At 70.4% G+C, this 19,867-nt stretch carries 21 protein-coding genes and 1 tRNA gene; 15 read left to right on the top strand and 7 right to left on the bottom strand.

The window, feature by feature from the left end; all coding sequences use genetic code 11:
- Positions 1 to 17: 17 nt before the first annotated feature.
- The 4 genes from CUT39_RS17665 (at position 18) to CUT39_RS17650 (ending at position 4,245) form a co-directional block, all read left to right on the top strand.
- On the top strand, positions 18 to 1,058 hold the full coding sequence (locus CUT39_RS17665; RefSeq protein WP_100448766.1) for an NAD-dependent epimerase/dehydratase family protein: 1,041 nt from the start codon (positions 18 to 20) through the stop codon (positions 1,056 to 1,058).
- A gap of 9 nt (positions 1,059 to 1,067) precedes the next feature.
- Positions 1,068 to 2,150, top strand: a complete 1,083-nt coding sequence (locus CUT39_RS17660) for an LCP family protein (protein ID WP_100448765.1) — start codon at positions 1,068 to 1,070, stop codon at positions 2,148 to 2,150.
- Positions 2,151 to 2,325: 175 nt separating this feature from the next.
- Entirely contained in the window at positions 2,326 to 3,168 is an 843-nt protein-coding gene (locus tag CUT39_RS17655; RefSeq protein WP_100448764.1) for an SAM-dependent methyltransferase, read from the top strand.
- A gap of 234 nt (positions 3,169 to 3,402) precedes the next feature.
- Entirely contained in the window at positions 3,403 to 4,245 is an 843-nt protein-coding gene (locus CUT39_RS17650) for an SAM-dependent methyltransferase (RefSeq protein WP_100448763.1), read from the top strand.
- 61 nt (positions 4,246 to 4,306) lie between these two features.
- Here CUT39_RS17650 and CUT39_RS17645 read toward each other — a convergent pair whose 3' ends face one another.
- Both CUT39_RS17645 and CUT39_RS17640 read right to left on the bottom strand, forming a co-directional pair.
- The gene (locus tag CUT39_RS17645; RefSeq protein WP_232805811.1) at positions 4,307 to 5,194 is read right to left on the bottom strand and encodes a helix-turn-helix domain-containing protein; all 888 of its coding nucleotides are present in this window, start codon (positions 5,192 to 5,194) and stop codon (positions 4,307 to 4,309) included.
- 122 nt (positions 5,195 to 5,316) lie between these two features.
- On the bottom strand, positions 5,317 to 5,562 hold the full coding sequence (locus tag CUT39_RS17640) for a DUF397 domain-containing protein (RefSeq protein WP_100448761.1): 246 nt from the start codon (positions 5,560 to 5,562) through the stop codon (positions 5,317 to 5,319).
- A gap of 599 nt (positions 5,563 to 6,161) precedes the next feature.
- On the opposite strand from CUT39_RS17640, the gene CUT39_RS17635 reads away from it, so the two are divergent.
- Positions 6,162 to 6,395 (top strand): hypothetical protein, encoded by a 234-nt coding sequence (locus CUT39_RS17635; protein WP_100448760.1) that lies wholly within the window; start codon positions 6,162 to 6,164, stop codon positions 6,393 to 6,395.
- A 419-nt stretch (positions 6,396 to 6,814) separates the two neighbouring features.
- Positions 6,815 to 7,762: an SDR family NAD(P)-dependent oxidoreductase gene (locus CUT39_RS17630; protein ID WP_100448759.1), complete on the top strand. Its 948-nt coding sequence runs from the start codon at positions 6,815 to 6,817 to the stop codon at positions 7,760 to 7,762.
- 36 nt (positions 7,763 to 7,798) lie between these two features.
- Here CUT39_RS17630 and CUT39_RS17625 read toward each other — a convergent pair.
- Together CUT39_RS17625 and CUT39_RS17620 are read right to left on the bottom strand one after the other, a co-directional pair.
- A tRNA-Arg gene (locus CUT39_RS17625) sits at positions 7,799 to 7,874 on the bottom strand.
- Between the two features lie 36 nt (positions 7,875 to 7,910).
- Complete coding sequence (locus tag CUT39_RS17620; RefSeq protein WP_100448758.1) at positions 7,911 to 9,665, bottom strand: glycerol-3-phosphate dehydrogenase/oxidase; 1,755 nt, start codon at positions 9,663 to 9,665, stop codon at positions 7,911 to 7,913.
- Positions 9,666 to 9,736: 71 nt separating this feature from the next.
- Here CUT39_RS17620 and CUT39_RS17615 point away from each other — a divergent pair, with 71 nt between their 5' ends.
- The 6 genes from CUT39_RS17615 to CUT39_RS17590 all read left to right on the top strand — a co-directional run bounded on the left by CUT39_RS17615 (position 9,737) and on the right by CUT39_RS17590 (position 14,565).
- Positions 9,737 to 10,378, top strand: a complete 642-nt coding sequence (locus CUT39_RS17615; RefSeq protein WP_100448757.1) for a hypothetical protein — start codon at positions 9,737 to 9,739, stop codon at positions 10,376 to 10,378.
- 15 nt (positions 10,379 to 10,393) lie between these two features.
- A complete protein-coding gene (gene folB / locus CUT39_RS17610; protein ID WP_100448756.1) occupies positions 10,394 to 10,759 on the top strand; it encodes a dihydroneopterin aldolase in 366 nt (121 codons plus the stop codon).
- Complete coding sequence (gene folK, locus CUT39_RS17605) at positions 10,756 to 11,280, top strand: 2-amino-4-hydroxy-6-hydroxymethyldihydropteridine diphosphokinase (RefSeq protein WP_100448755.1); 525 nt, start codon at positions 10,756 to 10,758, stop codon at positions 11,278 to 11,280. The genes folB and folK overlap by 4 nt, the downstream gene beginning before the upstream one ends.
- Complete coding sequence (locus CUT39_RS17600; RefSeq protein WP_198587251.1) at positions 11,273 to 11,836, top strand: DUF3180 domain-containing protein; 564 nt, start codon at positions 11,273 to 11,275, stop codon at positions 11,834 to 11,836. The genes folK and CUT39_RS17600 overlap by 8 nt, the downstream gene beginning before the upstream one ends.
- 69 nt (positions 11,837 to 11,905) lie before the next feature.
- Positions 11,906 to 13,192 (top strand): ABC transporter permease, encoded by a 1,287-nt coding sequence (locus CUT39_RS17595; protein WP_100448754.1) that lies wholly within the window; start codon positions 11,906 to 11,908, stop codon positions 13,190 to 13,192.
- Between the two features lie 47 nt (positions 13,193 to 13,239).
- On the top strand, positions 13,240 to 14,565 hold the full coding sequence (locus tag CUT39_RS17590; protein ID WP_157930789.1) for a hypothetical protein: 1,326 nt from the start codon (positions 13,240 to 13,242) through the stop codon (positions 14,563 to 14,565).
- Here the strand turns inward: CUT39_RS17590 and CUT39_RS17585 are convergent.
- Positions 14,552 to 15,337, bottom strand: coding sequence for a DeoR/GlpR family DNA-binding transcription regulator (locus tag CUT39_RS17585; protein ID WP_100448752.1), 786 nt, complete (start codon positions 15,335 to 15,337; stop codon positions 14,552 to 14,554). The genes CUT39_RS17590 and CUT39_RS17585 overlap by 14 nt on opposite strands.
- 178 nt (positions 15,338 to 15,515) lie before the next feature.
- Between CUT39_RS17585 and nagA the strand changes: the two genes are divergently transcribed.
- Positions 15,516 to 16,619, top strand: coding sequence for an N-acetylglucosamine-6-phosphate deacetylase (gene nagA, locus CUT39_RS17580; RefSeq protein ID WP_100448953.1), 1,104 nt, complete (start codon positions 15,516 to 15,518; stop codon positions 16,617 to 16,619).
- Here nagA and CUT39_RS17575 read toward each other — a convergent pair.
- Entirely contained in the window at positions 16,616 to 16,966 is a 351-nt protein-coding gene (locus CUT39_RS17575; RefSeq protein WP_157930788.1) for a DUF4190 domain-containing protein, read from the bottom strand. The two genes, nagA and CUT39_RS17575, sit on opposite strands and share 4 nt — an antisense overlap.
- 462 nt (positions 16,967 to 17,428) lie before the next feature.
- On the opposite strand from CUT39_RS17575, the gene CUT39_RS17570 reads away from it, so the two are divergent.
- Together CUT39_RS17570 and hisC are read left to right on the top strand one after the other, a co-directional pair.
- Positions 17,429 to 18,280 carry an RDD family protein gene (locus tag CUT39_RS17570; protein ID WP_100448750.1) on the top strand — a complete coding sequence of 284 codons (852 nt, stop codon included), beginning with the start codon at positions 17,429 to 17,431 and terminating at the stop codon, positions 18,278 to 18,280.
- Complete coding sequence (gene hisC / locus CUT39_RS17565) at positions 18,277 to 19,341, top strand: histidinol-phosphate transaminase (RefSeq protein ID WP_100448749.1); 1,065 nt, start codon at positions 18,277 to 18,279, stop codon at positions 19,339 to 19,341. Before CUT39_RS17570 ends, hisC begins: the two co-directional genes overlap by 4 nt.
- Here hisC and CUT39_RS17560 read toward each other — a convergent pair.
- Entirely contained in the window at positions 19,242 to 19,634 is a 393-nt protein-coding gene (locus CUT39_RS17560) for a helix-turn-helix domain-containing protein (protein WP_232805809.1), read from the bottom strand. The genes hisC and CUT39_RS17560 overlap by 100 nt on opposite strands.
- Positions 19,635 to 19,867: the final 233 nt, after the last annotated feature.

Genomic DNA, 19,867 nt, shown 5'->3' with positions numbered 1-19,867 from the left:
GATAATCTGGGGACTTGATGAATACTTACGGAACAGGCAGCCGGATCCTCGTCACCGGCGGCGCGGGGCTGGTGGGTTCCCACCTGGTCGACGCGCTTCTGGGGCGTGGCTGCCAGGTGACCGCGGTCGACGACTTCTCCACCGGGTCCCGCCGCAACCTCGCCGACCACCCCTCACTGACCATCGTCGAAGCCGACGTCACCGAGGGCCTGCCCGTCGGCGGCGACCCGTTCGACGCCGTCCTCCACTTCGCGTGCCCGGCCAGCCCGGTCGATTTCGACGCCCTGCCGGTCGAGATCCTCCGCGTCGACTCGGTCGGCACCCTGCACGCGCTCGACCGCGCCCTGGCCGACGGGGCGCGATTCATGCTCGCCTCCACCTCGGAGGTCTACGGCGACCCGCAGGTCCACCCGCAGTCCGAGAGCTACTGGGGCAACGTCAACCCGATCGGCGTCCGGTCCTGCTACGACGAGGCCAAGCGCTTCAGCGAGGCCGCCACCGCCGCCTACCGGCGCCATAAGGGCCTGGACGCCGCGATCGTGCGGATCTTCAACACCTACGGGCCGCGCATGCGCCCCGACGACGGCCGCGTAGTCCCCACCTTCATCTCCAAGGCCCTGGCCGGCGATCCGCTCCCGCTCCACGGCGACGGCTCGCAGACGCGCTCGCTGTGCTACATCGACGACCTCGTCCGGGGCCTGCTGGCCCTGCTCGACTCCGGCGAGTACGGCCCGGTCAACCTCGGCGCCGAGTACGAACTGTCGGTTCGCGACATCGCCGAGGCGATCATCCGCCTGACCGGCTCGAAGTCGGTCGTGGAGTACACCGACCGGCCCGCCGACGACCCCGAGCGGCGCCGCCCCGACCTGACCGCGGCCCGGGAGCTGCTCGGCTACTCGCCGCGGGTGCCGTACGAGGACGGCCTGAAGGCGACGATCGACTATTTCGCGGCGGCGGCGCGCGATGCGCGCGGCGCCGGCGAGACCGTGACCGCCGCAGGCGATCCGGCAGACGCGGACGGTGCGCGTGCTCAGCGCCGGCGAGCGGCCGCCGCGTAAGCTGTCGCTATGACCTATTCCGGTTCGAACTACCGGGGCAGCGCCTCGGTGCGCCCGGGCGCGGGCGCCGCCGCCCGCGTCGCGAGCGCACCGGGCGGCGGACCCACTCGGCGGGGCCTGATCGGTTCGGCGGTCGGCCTGGTGGCCTCGATCGCGGCCGCCGGAGCGGGCACCGCGGTATGGACGACCGCGAAGTCGGCCAACGAGGACCTCGACCGGGCCTTCGACCTCGAGCAATTGCCCGACAGGCCCGAGAAGTCCAACGGGGCGATGAACGTCCTCGTCCTCGGCTCCGACGCCCGCGGGGACGACTCGGACGACGACGCCCGCAGCGACACCGCGATCATCCTGCACGTCAACGAGAGCGGCACCGATGCCTACGGCATCTCGATCCCGCGCGACATGTGGGTGTACATCCCGCCGGATCCGAACGCCGAAATCTCGGACACGGAGGCGAAGTTCAACGCCGCCTACTCCTGGGGCGGGCCGAACCTGACCGTGCAGACCATCGAGGCGCTCTCCGAGGTGCGCATCGACCACATCGTGGAGATCGACTTCCCCGGCCTGGTGGAGGTCGTCGACGCCCTCGGCGGCGTGGAAATGTACGTCGAGCAGACCATCGAGTCGATCCACCCGCCCTACCGCACCTTCGAGGAGGGCTGGAACACCATGAACGGCGAGCAGGCCCTCGACTGGGTGCGGCAGCGAAAGCAGTTCCCCGACGGCGACTTCGCCCGCATGCGCCACCAGCAGGATCTGATCAAGGCCATCATGGATTCGGCGCTCAGTGCCGGGGTCCTCACCTCGCAGTCGACGCTGCGGGCGTTCATCGAATCGGTCTCCGACGCGATCAAGGTCGACACCGAGTTCAACGTCGTCGCCACCGCCATCGACTTCATGCACCTGCGCAGCGACGACATCGTCTTCCTGACCACCCCGCACCTCGGCACCGGCAACATCGGCGGTCAGTCGGTGGTCGTCTACGACGAGGAGAACGGCCCGGACCTGTGGTCCGCCGTGATCGACGACGAGGTGGGCCGGTGGGTCGAACAGAACCCGGAGCTGGCCGGCCAGGACGAGTCCGAGGAGTGACCTCCGGGTCTCGTTCCACAAGGTTCTGAATAACTCTCATGTTGTTGGTGTGGCGGGTGTTCCGTGATGCGACGCGTGCGCCGAATGTGGCCGCTGAGGTGGATCCCGAACCCCACCAGCGTGTTCACCGGCCGTAACATGGTCGGATCGTTCCTTCGACGGAGAGGTGGAGCCGATGAGTGACGATTCCGTTGTCGGGTCCGGTGAAGACCCGCCCTACGTACCCGATTTCGACATCAGCAAACCCGCCATCGCGCGAGTCTACGACGCCACCCTCGGTGGCAAGGACAACTTCGCGGTCGACCGCGAAGGCGCGGCCACGATGGCGAAGTACGTGCCCGGTATCCGCAAAGCCAGTCTCGACAATCGCTCCGGCCTCGTGAAGGGCGTGCGGTACGTGGCGAGGCAGGGCGTCGACCAGTTTCTCGACATCGGTGCCGGCCTGCCCACCATGGAGAACACGCACCAGGCGGCCCAGGCGGTCAATCCGGACGCGAGGGTCGTGTACGTCGACAACGATCCGATCGTGCTGGCGCACGGCCGGGCGCTGCTGGCGCGCGACGAGTCGACCCTGATCGCCACCGCGGACCTGCGGGATCCGCCGAGCATCCTGAACCACCCCGACGTGCAGAAGATGATCGACTTCGACCGCCCGGTCGGCCTGATGATCGTCGGCCTCCTGATGCACTTCCATCCCGACGAACGTCCCGGCGATTGGATCCGGGCGCTGATCGACGCCTGCCCGAGCGGGTCGTACCTGCACATCACCGACTTCGCCAATACCGGTTATCCCGAGCAGGAGGGGATGGAGAAGTCCTGCCTCGAGGCGCTCGGGAACGGGTGGATCCGCACGCCCGAGCAGATCGAGGCGCACTTCCAGGGGCTGCCGCTGGTGCCTCCGGGCCTGGACTACCCCACCCGCTGGTTCCCCGAGGAGCCCGACAAGGAGGTCCCGGCGGTCGAGGACCTGGAGCCGTGGCAGCGGATCATCATGGCCGGGGTCGCCTACAAGGAGTAGTCGCATCGCGATGGGCGCGCGGCGGAGCCGCGCGCCTCCGCCGTGTCGGCCGGGAGCGGCCGATCCGGAGCAGTCCATTGTGCTCTTAGTATCTCTCATGTTGTTGGTGTGGCGGGTGTTCCGTGCCGTGGCGCGTGCGCAGATTGCGGCCGCTGAGGTGGATCCCGAACCCCACCAGCGTGTTCACCGGCCGTAACATGGTCGAATCGCAACTTCGACGGAGAGGTGGAGCCGATGAGTGAAGAGCCGATTGTCGGGTCCGGTGAAGACCCGCCCTACGTTCCCGATTTCGACATCAGCAAGCCCACCATCGCGCGAGTCTACGACGCGATCCTCGGCGGCAAGGACAACTTCGCGGCCGACCGCGAAGGCGCGGCCACCTTCATGAAGTACGTCCCCAGCTCCCGCGAGGCCGCCCTCGACAACCGCGACGGCCTCAACAAGGGCGTCACCTACATGGCCAAGCAGGGCATCGACCAGTTCCTCGACATCGGCGCCGGCCTGCCCACGAACCAGAACACCCACCAGGTCGCCCAGGCGGTCAATCCGGACGCGAAGGTGGTGTACGTCGACAACGATCCGATCGTGCTGGCGCACGGCCGGGCGCTGCTGGCGCGGAACGAGTCGACGCTGATCGCCACCGCGGACCTGCGCGATCCGTCGAGCATCCTGAACCACCCCGACGTGCAGAAGATGATCGACTTCGACCGCCCGGTCGGCCTGATGATCGTGGGGCTGATGATGCACTTCCACCCGGACGAGCAGCCCGGTGTGTGGATCCGTTCCCTGGTCGACGCCTGCCCCAGCGGGTCCTATTTCCTGTGCACCGACTTCATCGACGAGGGCTACGCCGAGCAGAAGGCGATCGAGCGGGCCAGCCTCGAGAGCCTCGGCAACGGGTGGATCCGCACGCCCGAGCAGATCGAGGCGCACTTCCAGGGGCTGCCGCTCATCCCGCCGGGGATGGACTACATCTCCCGCTGGTTCCCCGAGGAACCCGACCGGGAGGTCCCGGCGGTCGAGGACCTCGAGCCGCACCAGCGGATCATGGCGGGGGGCATCGGCTACAAGGAATAGCCGCACCGGTTCGGGGCGCGCGGCGGTGCCGCGCGCCTTCGCCGTGCCGAGGCGGAGTCCGTCAGGAGTAGCTCTCCTCGATGATGTCGCGGAGGATCCCGGGAGTCTGGTCGGGGCGGGCCGCCTGCACGCACAGGTGCTCCATCACCGCCGAGTAGACGTCGACCTCGTCGTCGCGGTCCAGGTACAGGCCGCTGGTGAGGTGTTCCAGGTAGATGACGTCCTTGAGGTCGTCGGAGGGGAAGCGCAGCCAGGTGAAGGCGCCGCCGGCGCCGGAGTGGTTGCCGCTGGAGAACGGGATGATCTGGATGCGCACGTTCGGCATCTCGCAGAAGTCGATCAGCTCCTGGAGCTGGGCCCGCATGATCTCCCTGCCGCCGAAGGGCCGGCGCAGCGCTGCCTCGTCCAGTACGCACCACAGCTCGACCGGGTCCTCTTTGGTGAGGATCTTCTGGCGCGACATCCGGACGTTGACGCGGTCGTCGATCTCCTGCAGCGGCGTGGTGCCGAAGCCGAGCATGAGCACCGCCCGCGCGTACTCGCGGGTCTGGAGCAGTCCGGGGATGAACTGGACCTCGTAGGCGCGGATCCTGGTGGCCGCGCCCTCGAGGTCGAGGAAGGCGCTGAACCAGTCCGGGAGCGCGTCGCCGTACCGGTGCCACCAGCCGGGCCGGTTGGCCTCGCGGACCAGCTCCAGGAGCCGCTCCACTTCGGCCTCGTCCTCGATGCCATAGTGCCGCAAGAGGTCTTCGACATCTCGGAGTTTGAAGCTGACCCGGCCCAGCTCCATGCGGCTGATCTTGGATTCGGAGGAGCGGATCTCCCAGCCGGCCTCGTCGCGGGAGAGGCCCTTGGCCTCCCGCAGACGTCGCAGGTAGCCGCCCAGAATCATCCGCAGCGCGGTAGGGCCGCCCGCCGCTCCGCCCACAGGTGGTGAAGCCTTGTTCATGTCGCCCACCTCCAGACGTACGGCGAGGATTCGGCTACGGGTGAAAAGCTCACCCTGACAGGGTAGCCGGAGGGACTGTCCTGCCAGGGTGAGAGTGCCGCCCGCAGGCGTACCCGAGCGCGCTAGGCGATCAGGCCGTCGAATTCACCGTCCTTGGCGCCTTCGACCAGGGCCCGGATCTCCGCGACCGTGTAGATGAGGGCCGGGCCCTCGGGGTCGCGGGAGTTGCGGACCGCGATCTCATCGCCGCCGGGGAGGGCGGCGAGCTCGACGCAGTTGCCCCCTTGGGGGCCGCTGCGGCTGCTCTTCTGCCAGGTGAGCGACGAGGGCAGTTCCCCCGTCAGCATTCCGTTGCGTGCCTTGTCCATCAGAGATTCCTTCCACCAGTGGCCGGAGATCCGGCCGGATTCTCCACATCTGTCTCGACCGGCTCGCGAGAGGCCGCAGCACGCCCGCGACACGCCCCCACCATGCCTGACGGCCGCGTGTCGCGGGAGGTTTCCGACGTTCCCTTTGGCTGGTCTCGATCAGTGTCGCACATTACACTCAGTCGCTGCACGGGAGCATGCCCGTGCTCATACACGTTCGTCTGCACGTGCATCTTCCCGGTGTTGATGCATGCTACGATGCGTGTGATAATGCACATAGACACGGACGCGCATCGTGTGCGATCGTGATCCCAGACTCATTGACCGAAAAACGACTTTCGGCGCTGCATCGGTGGGATCCGTCCGGGGAGCCCGATACCGGGCTCCCCGGACGGCAACCGCCATCGCCGTCGAGTGGTCCACATCTCCATAACCGGAACTCGCACAGTCGTATTGGACAGCCGGCCGGTCCGCACTCCGGCAGCTCGTGATCATCGCCCGGAGAGGGGTTGGGTGCCATGGTGGAACGTCTTCAGACGCAGACGTTGCTACAGGCAGCCGCGGCGGGAAAGCTGCGAAGCTCGATGTGTCAGCAGGTGATGGCGATCGAGCGCGACCGGACCGGGAGGACGGTCTACCGGTGCGATCCCTCGTGCGGCAAGCACTTCGCGGACGCCCTGCAGATCCAGGCAGGACTGCTGTGGCATTTCCGAAGTCGCGGCGCCGGCAAGTTGTACGGACTGCCCGACGAGGAGATCGTGGACGACATGTTCGCGGCACTGCAGTTGGCCTGGGTCCGCGACGGGGACATATACACCGCGCGATTCCGGTGAACGCGGATACGAGACTTTGCTCTGTTTGGTGGGAAGGCTCGGGGAGGCCGGTGGGGGCCTCCCCGAGCTCCGCGTGGGCAAGGCTCGACGCCGTGCCGACCACGCAGGTGCCGGGAAAATCACGGCTTGACCAGCTAGATTACCAGCCCGGATAGGACCGCGAAAGCCCGTCGGCCACCAGGCGATTCGCCGATACCTCTTTGCGCCGCAACTGATCTCGCTCCCATTCTGGTCTGCGGCGCCTCCGCGTGCCCGCTCGGGCACCGGTGCTTCGGCATCACTCGGGCCGAGGCTGCACGGCCGTCATGCGGGACCGACGACCGTCGGATTCTCGACCGAACACGGTCCCCACCAACGAGAGCGCCTCTCTCACCTGCGGTCTTGCCTTGGAGTGCGCTCCAAGCCCTACAGTCCGGCGCATGACCACACAGCAACGCAAGCTCGATTCGGGATTCGGACACGACACCACCGCCGCCGATGTTCTCGACGGCCGCGACCTGAGCGGGACCCATGCCGTCGTCACCGGCGGCTACTCGGGCCTCGGCCTGGAGACGACCAAGGCGCTGACCAACGCCGGCGCCTCGGTCCTGGTCCCCGCCCGGCGCCCCGAGGTCGCCCGGGCGGCCCTCGACGGCCTCGCACGCGTCGAGATCGACGAGCTCGACCTGTCCGACCTCGACAGCGTCCGGTCATTCGCCGACCGCGTCCTCGAGACCGGCCGCCACATCGACGTCCTGATCAACGACGCTGGCGTGATGGCCTGCCCCGAGACCCGCGTCGGTCCCGGCTGGGAGCTCCAGTTCGCCACCAACCACCTCGGCCACTACGCGCTGGTGAACCACCTGTGGCCGCTGCTGAGCGGCGGTGCCCGAGTGGTGGCGCTGTCGTCGGGCGGCCACCGGATCACCCCGATCCGCTGGGACGACGTCCACTTCGAGGCCGGCTACGACCGATGGGCCGCCTACGGTCAGTCCAAAACCGCCAACGTCCTGTTCGCCGTGGAACTCGACCGGCTCGCTCGGGACCGGAACGTGCGCGCCTTCGCCCTCGACCCCGGCGGCATCCTCACTCCGCTCCAGCGCCACCTCACCCTGGAGGAACAGCAGGAGATGGGCTGGATCGACGAACACGGCGACCAGCTCGCCGAATGGCTCAAGACCCGCGAGCAGGGCGCGGCCACCCAGACCTGGGCGGCCACCTCCCCGATGCTCGAAGGCGCGGGCGGGATCTACCTGGAGGAATGCGACGTCGCCGAGATCTCCGAGGACGACGGCCCGGGCGTCCGCCCCTACGCCATCGATCCCGGACAGGCCCGCCGCCTCTGGAACTACTCGGCCGATCTGACGGGAGTCGACGCCTTCGCCTGAGGATCGGACCGTTTCCGGTGTCCTGACACATCACAATGGCGCCCCAGGCAGGAATCGAACCTGCGACCTGCGGTTTAGGAAACCGATGCTCTGTCCCCTGAGCTACTGGGGCAACGCCAGACGAGTGTAACCGATGCGGTCGCCGCGGTCACCGGACGGATGAGGGCGGCAGCGGCTCGATCCGGCGGATCTCGGCGGCCGCGAGGCGGGCCGCCTCGGCCGCGTCGTCGTCGGGCTGCCGCTGCGAGCGCCGCTCGGCCTCCACGCGCCGCAGGTAGACCTCGACCTCCAGCGCACGGCGCGACTCGTCCCACCCGAGCACCTCGCCGGCCAGCGCCGCGGCGTCCATGGCCGCGCGGGTGCCGCGGTCGGGCGTCTCGATCGAGAGGCGCAGGCGCCGGGTCAGCACGTCGTCGAGGTGGAGCGCGCCCTCGGCACGGGCGGCGTAGACGACCTCCGCCCGCAGGTACTCGCCGGTTCCCGGCAGCGGTCGGCCCAGTTGCGGCTGCTCGGCGGCGAGCCGCAGAATCTGGGGCGCGAGGTTGCCGTACCGGCGCAGCAGCCGCTCGACCGTGCCCACCGGAACCCGGTACCGCCGCGCGAGCGCCGAGCGGCCGGACCAGTAGTGGTCGAACCCGTCCGCCCCCAGCAGCGGCAGCAGGTGCGTCCCGCTCGCGGGCACCTCCTTGCCCAGATCCGCCGCGGCCCGGTCGACCGCGTCCCTGGCCATCACCCGGTACGTCGTCAGCTTGCCGCCGGCGACGAAGTACAGGCCCGGCTCGCCCCGCACCACCGCGTGGGTGCGGCTGAGCTCGGAGGTGTCGTCGGTCTCGCCGCGCAGCAGGGGCCGCAGACCCGCGTAGACGCCCTCCACCCGGCCGACGTCGAGGCGCTTGCGGAGGACCTCGCCGGCCTGCTGGAGGAGGTAGGCGACGTCCCCGGCCGAGGCCGCCGGGTGCGCCGGGTCGAGCTTCCAGTCGGTGTCGGTCGTCCCGATGATCCAGTGGGCTCCCCACGGGATGATGAACAGGACGCTCCACTTCGTCCTGGTGATGATCCCGGCGTTGCCGTCGATCGCGTCCCGGGGCAGCACGAGGTGGACGCCCTTGGACGCCTGCACCGCCATCCCGGTCCGCTCGGGCACCATCCGGGCCACCTCGTCGCTCCAGACGCCCGCCGCGCAGATCACCGACGCGGCCCTGACCCGGTACCGCTCCCCGGTCTCCACGTCGAGCACCTCGACCCCGACCAGCCGCCCTCCCTCCCGGACCAGCCCCACCGCCTCGGCCGACGGCACCACCGCCGCCCCCAGCGACGCCGCGGTGCGCGCCAGCGTGACCACCAGGCGCGCGTCGTCGACCCGGCCGTCGTAGTACCGGATCGAACCGCGGACGTCCCCGGACAGGTCGGGGAACGCCAACTGCGTCGCCGCCCGCCCGAGGTGCCGGTGCCACGGCATGCCGCGCCCCGAACCGAGGGCCGTCGCGAGCACGTCGTACGCGGCCACGCCGGCCCCGTAGTAGAGCCGCTCCCAGACGTCCTTCAGCGGCAGCAGGAACGGGATCGGCCGCACCAGATGCGGCGCCAGGCGCTCGGTCAGCAGGCCCCGCTCGGTGAGGGCCTCGTGGACCAGCCCCAGCTCCAACTGCTCCAGGTAGCGCAGCCCGCCGTGCACCAGCTTGCTCGAACGCGAGGACGTACCCGAGGCGAAATCGCGGGACTCCACCAGCGCCGTGCGCAGCCCCCGGCCCGCCGCGTCCACCGCCGCCCCGGTGCCGGTCGCCCCGCCGCCGATCACGAGCACGTCGAAGTGCTCGCTGCGCAGCCGCTCCAGATCGGAGTGCCGCCGCTGCGGCGACAGCCGGCCCGATTGCGAACGGGTCCAGGCCGTGAGGGTGCGCATGAGCAGACGATACTCAAATTGGCGCGACCTGGGGACACATCGGGCGGGCCGGCAGTCGATATCTTGGACGTGTGAAGCCCTCCCCCCGAAGAAGTCTCCAGCGACTCACCGCGTTCGCCCAGCGCATCGAGCACCGGCTGACGCTTCCGGTCGTCATAGCCGTCTGCGCCTCCGTGCCCGCCGTCTTCCTCACCATCTGGCAGGACGGCGAATTCGTCCTGGCCGGCACGATCATCGGCTGGTCGGCCGGCGCGATCCTGTGGGCCGAATCGGTCATCCTGCTGCTGGCGGCCGAGAACAAACTCGACTGGCTCAAGCGCCACAAGTGGCTGCTGGTCATCGGCGCCCTCACACTGATAAGCCTCGTGGTGGCCGCCGGCGGCGCCCAGCTCCTCCGGCTGCTGCGGGTCATCGGATCGCTCCGCATCCTGCGCGCCAAGCGCATCATCTCGGCCGCCCAGATCCTGGACCGCAGGCTCGGATTCGGCAACTTCTGGTGGCGCTCGGCGGTGTTCACCGCGGCCGGCCTGATCGCGGCCGTGTTCGTCGCTGTCGTGCTGGCCGACCCCACCTCCCAGCACGTGCAACTGCTGTCGTGGTTCAACGAGAACATGCGGGTGGTGCCGGTCCTGCTCGCCGGTGTCATCCTCGCCGTCGCCACCTGGCTGGTCGTCCGGAACCGCAGCGAAGACAAGGAGGAGGAAGAGGAATGACGTAGGCTCGGGGCCGTGGATACCGACGTCATCACCTTGACCGGGCTGAAGGTGCACGGACGCCACGGCGTATTCGGCCACGAGCGCGAAGCCGGGCAGGACTTCATCGTCGACGTCGCCCTCGCCACCCCGACCGGCCGCGCGGCCGCCACCGACGACCTCGAGCACACCGTCGACTACGGAGTCCTCGCCGACACCCTGGCCGACATCGTCGCCGGCGAACCGTGCAACCTGATCGAGACCCTCGCCGAACGCCTCGCCGCCGCCTGCCTCGCCCACGAGCGCGTCGAACGCGCCCGCGTCACGGTCCACAAGCCGCAGGCGCCGATCCCGCAGCACTTCACCGATGTGGCGGTCACGATCGAACGGGGCCGCGAATGAGCCGCGTCGTGCTGAGCCTCGGCTCCAACCTCGGCGACCGCGAGGCCCACCTCGCCGACGCCGTGGACGCCCTCGCTCCCGATACCGTCTCAGACCTCTACGAGACCCCGCCGTGGGGCGGCGACGACGACCAGCCGACCTACTACAACCTCACCGCCGTCGCCACCGCGCCCGGCCGGAGCGCCGACGCCTGGCTCGAAACCGCCCTGGACCTGGAGAACGACGCCGGGCGCGTCCGCGACCCCGACCGGCCCTTCGGCCCCCGCACCCTCGACGTCGACCTCATCGCCGCCTGGGACGACGACGGCCGCCCGGTCCACCGGACCGATCCCCGCCTCGAACTGCCCCATCCGCGCGCCCACCTGCGCGCCTTCGTCCTGGTCCCGTGGCTGGCCGTCGACCGCGACGCCGAGTTGCCCGGGCACGGCCCGGTGCGCGAGCTGCTGCGCGAGGAGGCCCTGGCCGAGGACGCGCGCGCATTGCGGCGACTCCACCCGCTATGGTCAGAACATCATGAGTGACGACAAGCACGGTCCTCAGCCGACCCTGCGGCCGACCGCCCCGTCGACGCTCGCGGTGAGCGCGCTCGCCGGCGGAGCGCTGACTCTGCTCCTCGTCGCCCGCTACTATCAGCGAGCACCTGAACTCGCCTGGTACAACTCCGTGGCCATCCTGGCGCTGGCGGTCCTGCTCGCCTGGATGGCCTGGAACACCCGAAGAACGCTGAACCCGAATCGGCGTCGCTCCCCGGCAGCGGCCCCCGACCGGTCCGAGCCCAACCCGCGGGCCGGCACCGTCCACGGCCCGGAGCACGCGCTCCAGATCGCCCGGTACGCCGTCCTGGCGAAGGCCGCCGCCATCGCCGGCGCCGTCTTCTTCGGCGCCTACCTGGGCTTCACGATCTGGCTGGCGATCCAGAGCGACCGGTTGGCCGCCGCCGGAGAAGACCTGCCGGGGGGCGTCCTCGGCACCGTCTCCTGCGCCGCGCTGACCGCCTCCGCCCTCTGGCTCGAGCACTCCTGCCGGATTCCACCCACAGAGGACGACGAGGACGAGGACCGGCCCAGACCCGAATAGCCGCACGACCCCCCGGTCGCCCCCCACCCGGAAAAATCCCCAATAACTTGCGCGTTATGAGGTGCGCTTATGAAATTTGACACCCTACGCCGCGACGACGACCGCGATTCGACCTCGTCGATGGACGTCCTCTCCGAGCCGCCGGCCGACCGCATGGCCGTCCACGTGGTCTGGGAGATAGGACTGCTGCTGCTGGGCGGCGGCGTCCTGTTCGCGCTGACGCAGTCGGCCGCCGGCCCGTTCGCCGAAGGCTCCTGGGGCGGCTTCGTGGCCGCGCTCGCGCCGCTGGTGCTGCTGGCCTCGGCCGTGGCCGTATCGCTGCGCGTCGGCGCGGTCAACCTCGCGGTCGGACCGATCGCGCTGCTGTCGGCCTGGATCTTCGTCGACGCCTCCGGCTCCGGCACCGCGGTCGCGCTCGCCATGGGCATGGCCGCGGCCGGATTCGCCGGATTCGCGCTCGCGACCCTCTGCGCGTGGCTGCGCGTGCCCGGATGGGCCGCCGGCGGCGCCGTCGGCGGCGCACTCGGCCTGTGGTCGGGCACCGCCGGTGAGCCGAGCGCGTTCATGCTCGCCGAGCTGCCGACGACCGGCGCGCTCGCCGCCCTGGCCGGCGCCGTCGGGCTCTCGCTCTTCATGGGCCTGGTCGGCTCCTTCGCCGGGCTGCGCGAACGGCTCGCGCCCATCCGCGACACCCCCGCCGGCGACCGGCACGGACGCGGCGGCGTGGTCTTCATCGGCCTGCTGCTGTCGTGCTGCCTGGCCGGCGCGGCCGGGGTGCTGACGGCCTGGACGTCCGTGCCCGCCGAAGGCGCGCCCGCCCTGCCGGATCCGATCCTGCTGTCGGTCATGGCCCTCGGTGCGGCCCTGGTCGGCGGCACCAGCCTCCTGGGCCGCCGCGGCGGCGTCTGCGGCACCGCGTTCGCGGCGCTGCTGCTGCTGGGGCTCATGTGGCTGTCCGAGGCGCGCGGCTGGAGCTTCGACCCGAGCTGGATCGCTCTCGGCGCGATCATCGCCGGATTCCTGGTCACCCGCCTGGTCGAGTCCATGAACACCCCCGACGAGGACGAACTGGCCTCCACCGGCCGGGCCGGCGAGGTCGGCGACCTCCGCGAGGACGAGCCGCCGCTGCCACCGCAGCGCGAGGGCGGCTACGACGACTACGACGCGGACTTCGCCGCGGTCGGCAGCGGCGGCGACCCCTGGTCGGCCACCGGGAGCATGCCGCGCGCCGGCGACCCGTTCGGCGCCTCCGGCGCCTTCGACGACCTGCGCGACCCCCGCCTCGGCGGCGAATACGGCTACGAGGCGCACGGGGGTCCCCGATACGATGACGGCCGTGGACGTTTCGGCCGCTGAGAAGCGGAACCCACTCTGAATCTCCCCTCGTTACAGGAGACGCTCCGATGACATATGTACCCCCAGAACGCGAAGGCGGCAACGGGGGCGACGCGATCGATCAGACCCAGAATCTGAGCACGTCGCCCGCCCCGATGCCGACCGTCGGCAACGGCGTCGACGTCGGCGCCCAGCCGCAGTACCAGCCCGAGTCGTCCCCGACCGTGCCGTTCGCCGCCGACCGCGGCGAGGCCGCGCCGGGCGGGCCCTCCGGGCCGGGCCCGCAGCGCGACCGCCTGGTCTTCCAACTGCTCTGGGAGGCCGTCCTGGCGCTGCTGGTCCTGACGGCCCTGTTCGTGGTCTACCGGGAGCGCGACCAGATCTTCGGCGGAGACACCGGCGCGCTGCTCGACGCGGTCGACCTGCACGCCCTGGCGCTGGCGCCGATCCTGCTGGCCGTCCTCGCGCTGGGCCTGTCGCTGCGCCTGGGCGCGATCAACCTGGCCGTGCCGGCGGCGCTGTTCATGGTGTCGTTCGCGCCGCCGCTGGCGGAGAACCAGTGGCTGAACCTGGCCTGGGCGGCCGCCGGAGCGACCGTGGCCGGCCTGCTGTTCGGGCTGCTGGTGCTGGTGCTGCGCGCGCCGGCCTGGTTCGCGGGCCTGGCGATGTCGATCGTGATCTTCGCGGGCCAGCCGCTGCTGACCCGCTACGCGTCCGGTCTCGAGCTCGGCGCGGTCGACACCTGGGACTCGCCCGGGGGCCTGTGGCTCTTCCTCGGGGCCGCGGTGCTGGCGATCGGCGGCGGGCTCATCGGCCTGTCGGCGCAGGTCCGGGACCGCCTCAGCCAGGTGGGCCGCATGGTCGACGGCTCCGGCGAGCGCTCCGCCGCCTCGGTGTTCGTGTTCCTGGGCGGGATCGTCCTGTCGATGCTGCTGGCCGCGGGCGCCGGCTTCATGATGGCCGTCTTCGGCCTGCGGTCCGGGGAGCTGGCCGCGACGCTGAACTTCGGCGTCTACGGCGGCGGCGCCGAGGTCCAGTCGGCGATCGGTCTCCAGGCGTTCGCGTTCATCGCGGTGCTGCTGGCCGGGACGAGCCTGTGGGGCCGCCGCGGCGGCGTGCTGGGCGCCGTGCTGGCGACGGTGCTGCTGTGGTCGATCCTGCTGCTGTGGGAGCACACCCTCCACGCTCCGGGCGACGACCAGATCCTCTACGCCGACTGGGTGCAGACGGCGTCCGCCGGCCTGCTGGTGGTCGGGCTGATCGTCACCTTCGGCCTCGACCGGCTGGGCCGTCCGAAGCCGCCCGGCGAGGACGAGACGGATTCGGACATCGTTCCGTTCGAGCCGCAGAGCCCGGCCCCGGTCCGGCCGGAGGACGCGACTAGACCACAATGACGCGGATGCCCGCCTCTTCGAAGGCGCGCAACTGCTCCTGAGAGGCGTTGCCGTCGGTCACGAGGGTGTGGATGCGGTCGGTGGCGCAGATCCGGGCGAAGGCGTGGCCGCCGATCTTCGAGCCGTCGGCGATCACCACGACCTTCCGCGCCCGGGCGGCCATGAGCGCGTTGATCGCCGCCTCGCCCTCGTGGTGGCTGGTCGCGCCCAGCTTGATGTCGACCGCGTCGACGCCCAGGAAGGCGATGTCGAGGGTGATCTCGCGCAGGATCGGCGCCGCCAGCGGTCCGATCAGCTCGTAGGACTGGGGCCGGACCACGCCGCCGACCACCACGACCTTGAGGTGGGGCCGCACGATCAGCTCGTTGGCGATGTTGAGCGCGTTGGTGACTATCGTCAGCCCGGTCGAGCCGGGCGTGGCCACCAGATCGGTGCGGGTGGCCAGGGCCCGGGCCACTTCGGTGATGGTGGTACCGCCGTTGAGGGCGATGACCTGGCCGGGGCTGACCAGCCCGGCCGCGGCCGTCCCGATGCGGTGCTTCTCCTCGACGTGGCGGGCCGTCTTGTACCGCAGCGGCAGGTCGTAGGAGATGCCGCCGGCGACGGCGCCGCCGCGGGTGCGGGTGATCATCTGCTGCCGCGAGAGCTGGTCGAAGTCGCGTCGGATCGTCGCCTGCGAGACCCCGAGCCGGGTCGCCGCGTCCTCCACGGTGATCCGTCCGGTCTCGGCGAGGATCTCCAGGAGGGTGTTCCACCGGGCGTAGCGGTCCATCGTCTTCCTCGGGTCGGTATCGCGGCGGGCCGCCGCTGCTTGCAAGATAGTGTTCGAAACCAGGTCTTCGGTGCGCGTGCGGTGCCCATTCCGGGCCCGCTCGCTCACCGTATTCTGCCGCACCGGCGTGAGCTGCCGCACGCCGGATCGATTCGAAGGAGTGCCAGTGGAGGGCGTCATGCTGCCGGACGTGGGCCGGGTCGTCACCCCCGACGGGGTCGTGAACGGGGCTTTGGTCATCGAAGGCGAGCGCATTGCGGGGATCGAGGAGCGCGAGGGGGACCCGGTCGGCTGGGTCCTGCCGGGCTTCGTCGACATCCACTGCCACGGCGGCGGCGGGCATTCGCTGGCGGCCGGCGATCCGGCCGCGGCCCGAGCGGCCGCGTCCTTCCACGCCTCCCGCGGCACCACCACCGTGGCCGCCTCGATGGTGTCGGGCACGCACGAGTTCCTCCTCGGCGCCACCCGCGCCCTGGCGCCGCTGGTCGCCGACGGCACGCTGGCGGGCCTGCACTTCGAGGGCCCCTACATCTCCGCGGCCAAGTGCGGCGCCCACGCCGCCTCGGTGCTGCGCGACCCGGACATCGGCGAGTTGACCGAGCTCATCGAGGCCGGCGACGGGGCGGTGAAGATGGTGACGATCGCGCCCGAGCTGCCGGGCGCGCTCGAGGCGATCGAGTTCCTCGACTCGCGCGGCGTGGTCGCCTCGATCGGCCACACCGACGCCAGTTACGAGGAGACCGACGCCGGCATCGACGCCGGTGCGCAGGCGGCCACCCACCTGTTCAACGCCATGCGCGGCTTCCGGCACCGCGATCCGGGGCCGGTTCCGGCGCTGCTGGCGGACGAGCGGATCTTCTCGGAGATCATCGCCGACCCCGTCCACCTGCACCCCGGCACGATGCGGTTCGCCTTCGACGTGTCGCTGGCGGGCTGGACGATGCTCGTGTCGGACGCGATGGACGCCGCCGGCCTGGACGACGGCGAGTACACGCTCGGCGGCCGCCGGGTCGAGGTCCGCGACGGGGCCGCGACGCTGGCCGGCACCGACGTCATCGCCGGTTCGACGATCACCCTGCTCGACGCGGTCCGAAACACCGTCGGCCCGGCCGGACAGTCGATGACGGGCGCGGCCCGGATGGCCGCGACCACGCCCGCCGAGCTGCTGGGCCTGCAGGAGGTCGGCGCGCTCGAGCCCGGCAGGCGGGCCGACGCCGTCGTGCTCGACGACGACCTGAACCTGGTGTCGGTGCTGCGGCGCGGCTCCTGGCTCGAGGTCTAGAACGGCGGCGCGCTCGAGTAGACCTCGCTGCCGGCGCCGATGAGGACGTAGACCAGGCAGAAGGTGAAGAACGAGACGACGCCGAGCACGAGACCGGTGATCGCGATGGTCCGGTTGGTCGCCTGACCCCGGTTGGCACGGCTCCAGCCGATCGCCCCGAAGACGATCGCCAGGACCCCCAGCGGCCAGGTGAAGACGTTGAGCACGGGGACGAGCGACAGCGCCACCGCGACGATCCCGCACACCAGTCCGGCCGTGCCCAGTCCGTTGCGGGACTGCGGGCCCGGCGGCCCCGCGCCGGGCGGCGGCGGGGGAGGAGGCTGCGGTGGCGGTGCCGAAGTGCTCATGCCCCGCAACGTAGTGCAAACTCCGGCCCGCTGCGCCGTTTCGGGCCATCGAGGCGTCGTCACTGGTGGAGGCCGTCGGAGCGCGCCGGCGGTGAACCCGGATCGGAATTTTTCGCGGTAGCCCTTTACTACCAGTGAGTATGCGGGTAGAAAAGAGTTACGGATCCCGAGGGACTACCCGGGGACATGGTCTCCGCAGACCGGAGGGATGCGTGCACAGCCGCCGAGTACCCACGTGCGACACGAGCCGTCGGGAGGCACAGCGGGTCCAGCGCCTAGGAGCCGGATACCGCGAATAGTTACTTCACGCTTGGTAACTCGGTTGGATGTGGCAGCAGTTAACGAGCGGCCCAGTCGAGGTTTCACTCCGGCTGGGCCGTATCAACGCCCGGACCCGCGCCCGACCACGGCTCGACGCAGCTCACTGGGAACGCCGAACGGCGGCTGCAAGAATGGTCGTCGATGACCAAGATCGAACCGGGCTGGTATCCAGACCCCGCGGACCCAGCCGTGCAGCGCTATTGGGACGGCTCGACCTGGATCGGCAAGTCCGTTCCCGTCGACGCCGAGCCGCCCGAGACCCCCGAACCGGTCGAGGAGCCGCCGCCCGAGCCGTCCGGATCGGCTTCGGCCGAGACCCGTCCGATCCTGGGGCAGGGCTTCGGTGAGGAGGGGCCGCCGAAGATCATCCAGCGCACGCCCGGGGCGGTGCAGCCTCCCGACACGGTCCCGATCCGTAGCCTCGGCATCACCGTCGGCTGGATCTCCAATCGGGACGTCCGCCGCATCCTCGCCGGCCGCGTCCTCGCACACGCCGGCGCCCGATTCGTCGCGCGTTTGGTCGACTTCGTGGCCCTCTTGGGGCTCAACGCCGTGGTGAACGGCTACTTCATCTGGGAGTTCTTCCAGTCGATCCGGCCGACCCTCGCCGAGGCCGCCCGGGACCCCGACGCGGCCGAACTCCAGTTGCCCGACGCCGCCTCCGGCAACTGGTGGATCGTCATCCTCATCGCGATGGGCCTGTGGTTCGCCTACGAGGTGCCCTCGACCCTCAACACCGGCCAGACCCTCGGCAAGCGGCTGATGGGCATCAAGGTCGTTTCCCTGGCGCCGGTGAACCTCGGCTGGGGCCGGCTGCTGCTTCGATGGGCCTACGCCGCGCTGCCGCTGATCTGTTTCCCGTTCGGAGCGATCCTGTGGATCCTGGACGGGATATGGTGCACCCGAGACCGGCCGTTCCGCCAGTGCCTGCACGACAAGTCACCCGGCACCGCCGTCATCGAGGTGCCCCGTTCAGAGGAGTCGATCTCATGAGCAAGCCGCTCCGACCGGATCTGGAATCCATCCCGACCTACGTGCCCGGCAAGGCGCGGCCCGAGGCGGTCAAGCTCTCCAGCAACGAGGTCCCCTACGGGCCGCTGCCGGGGGTGGTCGACGCCATCACCGCGGCCGCGGACCAGGTCCACCGCTACCCCGACCTGGCCGTGACGCGGCTCCGCGAGGCCCTGGCCGAGCGGCTCGGCCTCGCGGCCGACCGCATCACCGCCGGCACCGGCTCGGTCGCCCTCATCGGCCACCTGATGCAGGCGATCGCCGATCCCGGTACCGAGGTCGTCTACTCTTGGCGCTCCTTCGAGGCCTATCCGATCGCAGCGACGGTCGCGGGGATGCGCAGCGTCCAGGTCCCCAACACGCCCGACCACCGCCACGACGTCTCAGCCATGGCCAAGGCCGTCGGTCCCGACACCCGCGCGGTGATCGTGTGCAGCCCCAACAACCCGACCGGCCCGGTCGTCACCGCCGCGGAACTCGACGAGCTGTTCGACGCGGTCGACGAGTCGGTCCTGGTGGTCATCGACGAGGCCTACCGGGAGTTCGTCACCGACCCGGCCGTGCCCGACGCGGTCGAGCGCTACGGCGACCGGCCCAACGCGGTGGTGTTCAGGACGTTCTCGAAGGCCTGGGGTCTGGCCGGGCTGCGGGCCGGGTACATGATCGCCTCGCCCGAGGTGGCCGCGACGGTGCGCAAATGCGTGATCCCCTTCGCGGTCAACAACCTCGCGCAGGCCGCCGCGCTCAAAGCCCTCGACGCCGAGGCCGAGATGCGCCGCCGGGTCGAGGCGGTGGTGGCCGAGCGGGAGCGGGTCGTCCCGGCGGCGCGCGAGGTGGTGCCCGGCATCCCCGACTCGCAGGCGAACTGCCTCTGGCTGCCCATCGGCGCGGCGGCGGCGGACTTCGCCGCGCATTGCGAGGAGCGGGGGATCATGGTGCGCCCCTACGGGGACGACGGTGTCCGAGTCACGTTCGGACTGCCGGAGGACAACGACGCGATGCTGGAGTCGCTGCGCTCGTTCTCGCGGACGAAGGAGTCGTAGATCTCGGTCAGCGTCTGCTTCTGCTTGGCGGTCAGCTCGTGGTCGGTGGCGATCGCCAGCGGCGTGGCCGAGCCTTCGTCGTTGCCGATCCCGGCGCGGAGGTACATCAGCGGGGTGGTCATCCGCAGCGCCGCGGCCACCTGCCGCAGCACCGCCGCGCTGGGCCGGCGCACGCCGCGCTCGCGCCGCAGGTACGGGTTGGACACCCCGGCCTGATCGGAGAGCTGGCGGATCGAGACGTGCGCGCGCTTGCGCACGTCGCTGATGAATGAACCAAAGTCGCGATCTGTCACCCGCGTCACCATACGCGCCCCACAGGGCGCCCGCAAACCGGGCCTGGCCTGCATCCTTGCATTTCAGACCCCCCGGTTTAACCGCTCCTCACCCGAACAGACGATATGAGGACAACTCGCACAACGACAGCGCCTCAACCGCTCGCCGTTGCAGGAAGTCAGCCGATACCATCGACTTCGACGCATGGAGTTTCAGTGACAGCGTCACCGCCTGGAGGGCGTCGAGCGAGGAG

It is taken from the genome of Glycomyces xiaoerkulensis (assembly GCF_002798405.1).
GTDB classification, from domain to species: domain Bacteria; phylum Actinomycetota; class Actinomycetes; order Mycobacteriales; family Micromonosporaceae; genus Glycomyces; species Glycomyces xiaoerkulensis.
Note: the sequence above shows the minus strand (reverse complement) of the source record. Positions and strands in the feature narration are given on the sequence as shown.

Coding starts and splice junctions, on each gene's coding strand:
- CUT39_RS17665 (WP_100448766.1), top strand. CDS start 18: ATGAATACTTACGGAACAGGCAGCCGGATCCTCGTCACCGGCGGCGCG.
- CUT39_RS17660 (WP_100448765.1), top strand. CDS start 1,068: ATGACCTATTCCGGTTCGAACTACCGGGGCAGCGCCTCGGTGCGCCCG.
- CUT39_RS17655 (WP_100448764.1), top strand. CDS start 2,326: ATGAGTGACGATTCCGTTGTCGGGTCCGGTGAAGACCCGCCCTACGTA.
- CUT39_RS17650 (WP_100448763.1), top strand. CDS start 3,403: ATGAGTGAAGAGCCGATTGTCGGGTCCGGTGAAGACCCGCCCTACGTT.
- CUT39_RS17645 (WP_232805811.1), bottom strand. CDS start 5,194: ATGAACAAGGCTTCACCACCTGTGGGCGGAGCGGCGGGCGGCCCTACC.
- CUT39_RS17640 (WP_100448761.1), bottom strand. CDS start 5,562: ATGGACAAGGCACGCAACGGAATGCTGACGGGGGAACTGCCCTCGTCG.
- CUT39_RS17635 (WP_100448760.1), top strand. CDS start 6,162: ATGGCGATCGAGCGCGACCGGACCGGGAGGACGGTCTACCGGTGCGAT.
- CUT39_RS17630 (WP_100448759.1), top strand. CDS start 6,815: ATGACCACACAGCAACGCAAGCTCGATTCGGGATTCGGACACGACACC.
- CUT39_RS17620 (WP_100448758.1), bottom strand. CDS start 9,665: ATGCGCACCCTCACGGCCTGGACCCGTTCGCAATCGGGCCGGCTGTCG.
- folK (WP_100448755.1), top strand. CDS start 10,756: ATGAGCCGCGTCGTGCTGAGCCTCGGCTCCAACCTCGGCGACCGCGAG.
- CUT39_RS17600 (WP_198587251.1), top strand. CDS start 11,273: ATGAGTGACGACAAGCACGGTCCTCAGCCGACCCTGCGGCCGACCGCC.
- CUT39_RS17595 (WP_100448754.1), top strand. CDS start 11,906: ATGAAATTTGACACCCTACGCCGCGACGACGACCGCGATTCGACCTCG.
- CUT39_RS17590 (WP_157930789.1), top strand. CDS start 13,240: ATGACATATGTACCCCCAGAACGCGAAGGCGGCAACGGGGGCGACGCG.
- CUT39_RS17585 (WP_100448752.1), bottom strand. CDS start 15,337: ATGGACCGCTACGCCCGGTGGAACACCCTCCTGGAGATCCTCGCCGAG.
- nagA (WP_100448953.1), top strand. CDS start 15,516: ATGCTGCCGGACGTGGGCCGGGTCGTCACCCCCGACGGGGTCGTGAAC.
- CUT39_RS17575 (WP_157930788.1), bottom strand. CDS start 16,966: ATGAGCACTTCGGCACCGCCACCGCAGCCTCCTCCCCCGCCGCCGCCC.
- CUT39_RS17570 (WP_100448750.1), top strand. CDS start 17,429: ATGACCAAGATCGAACCGGGCTGGTATCCAGACCCCGCGGACCCAGCC.
- hisC (WP_100448749.1), top strand. CDS start 18,277: ATGAGCAAGCCGCTCCGACCGGATCTGGAATCCATCCCGACCTACGTG.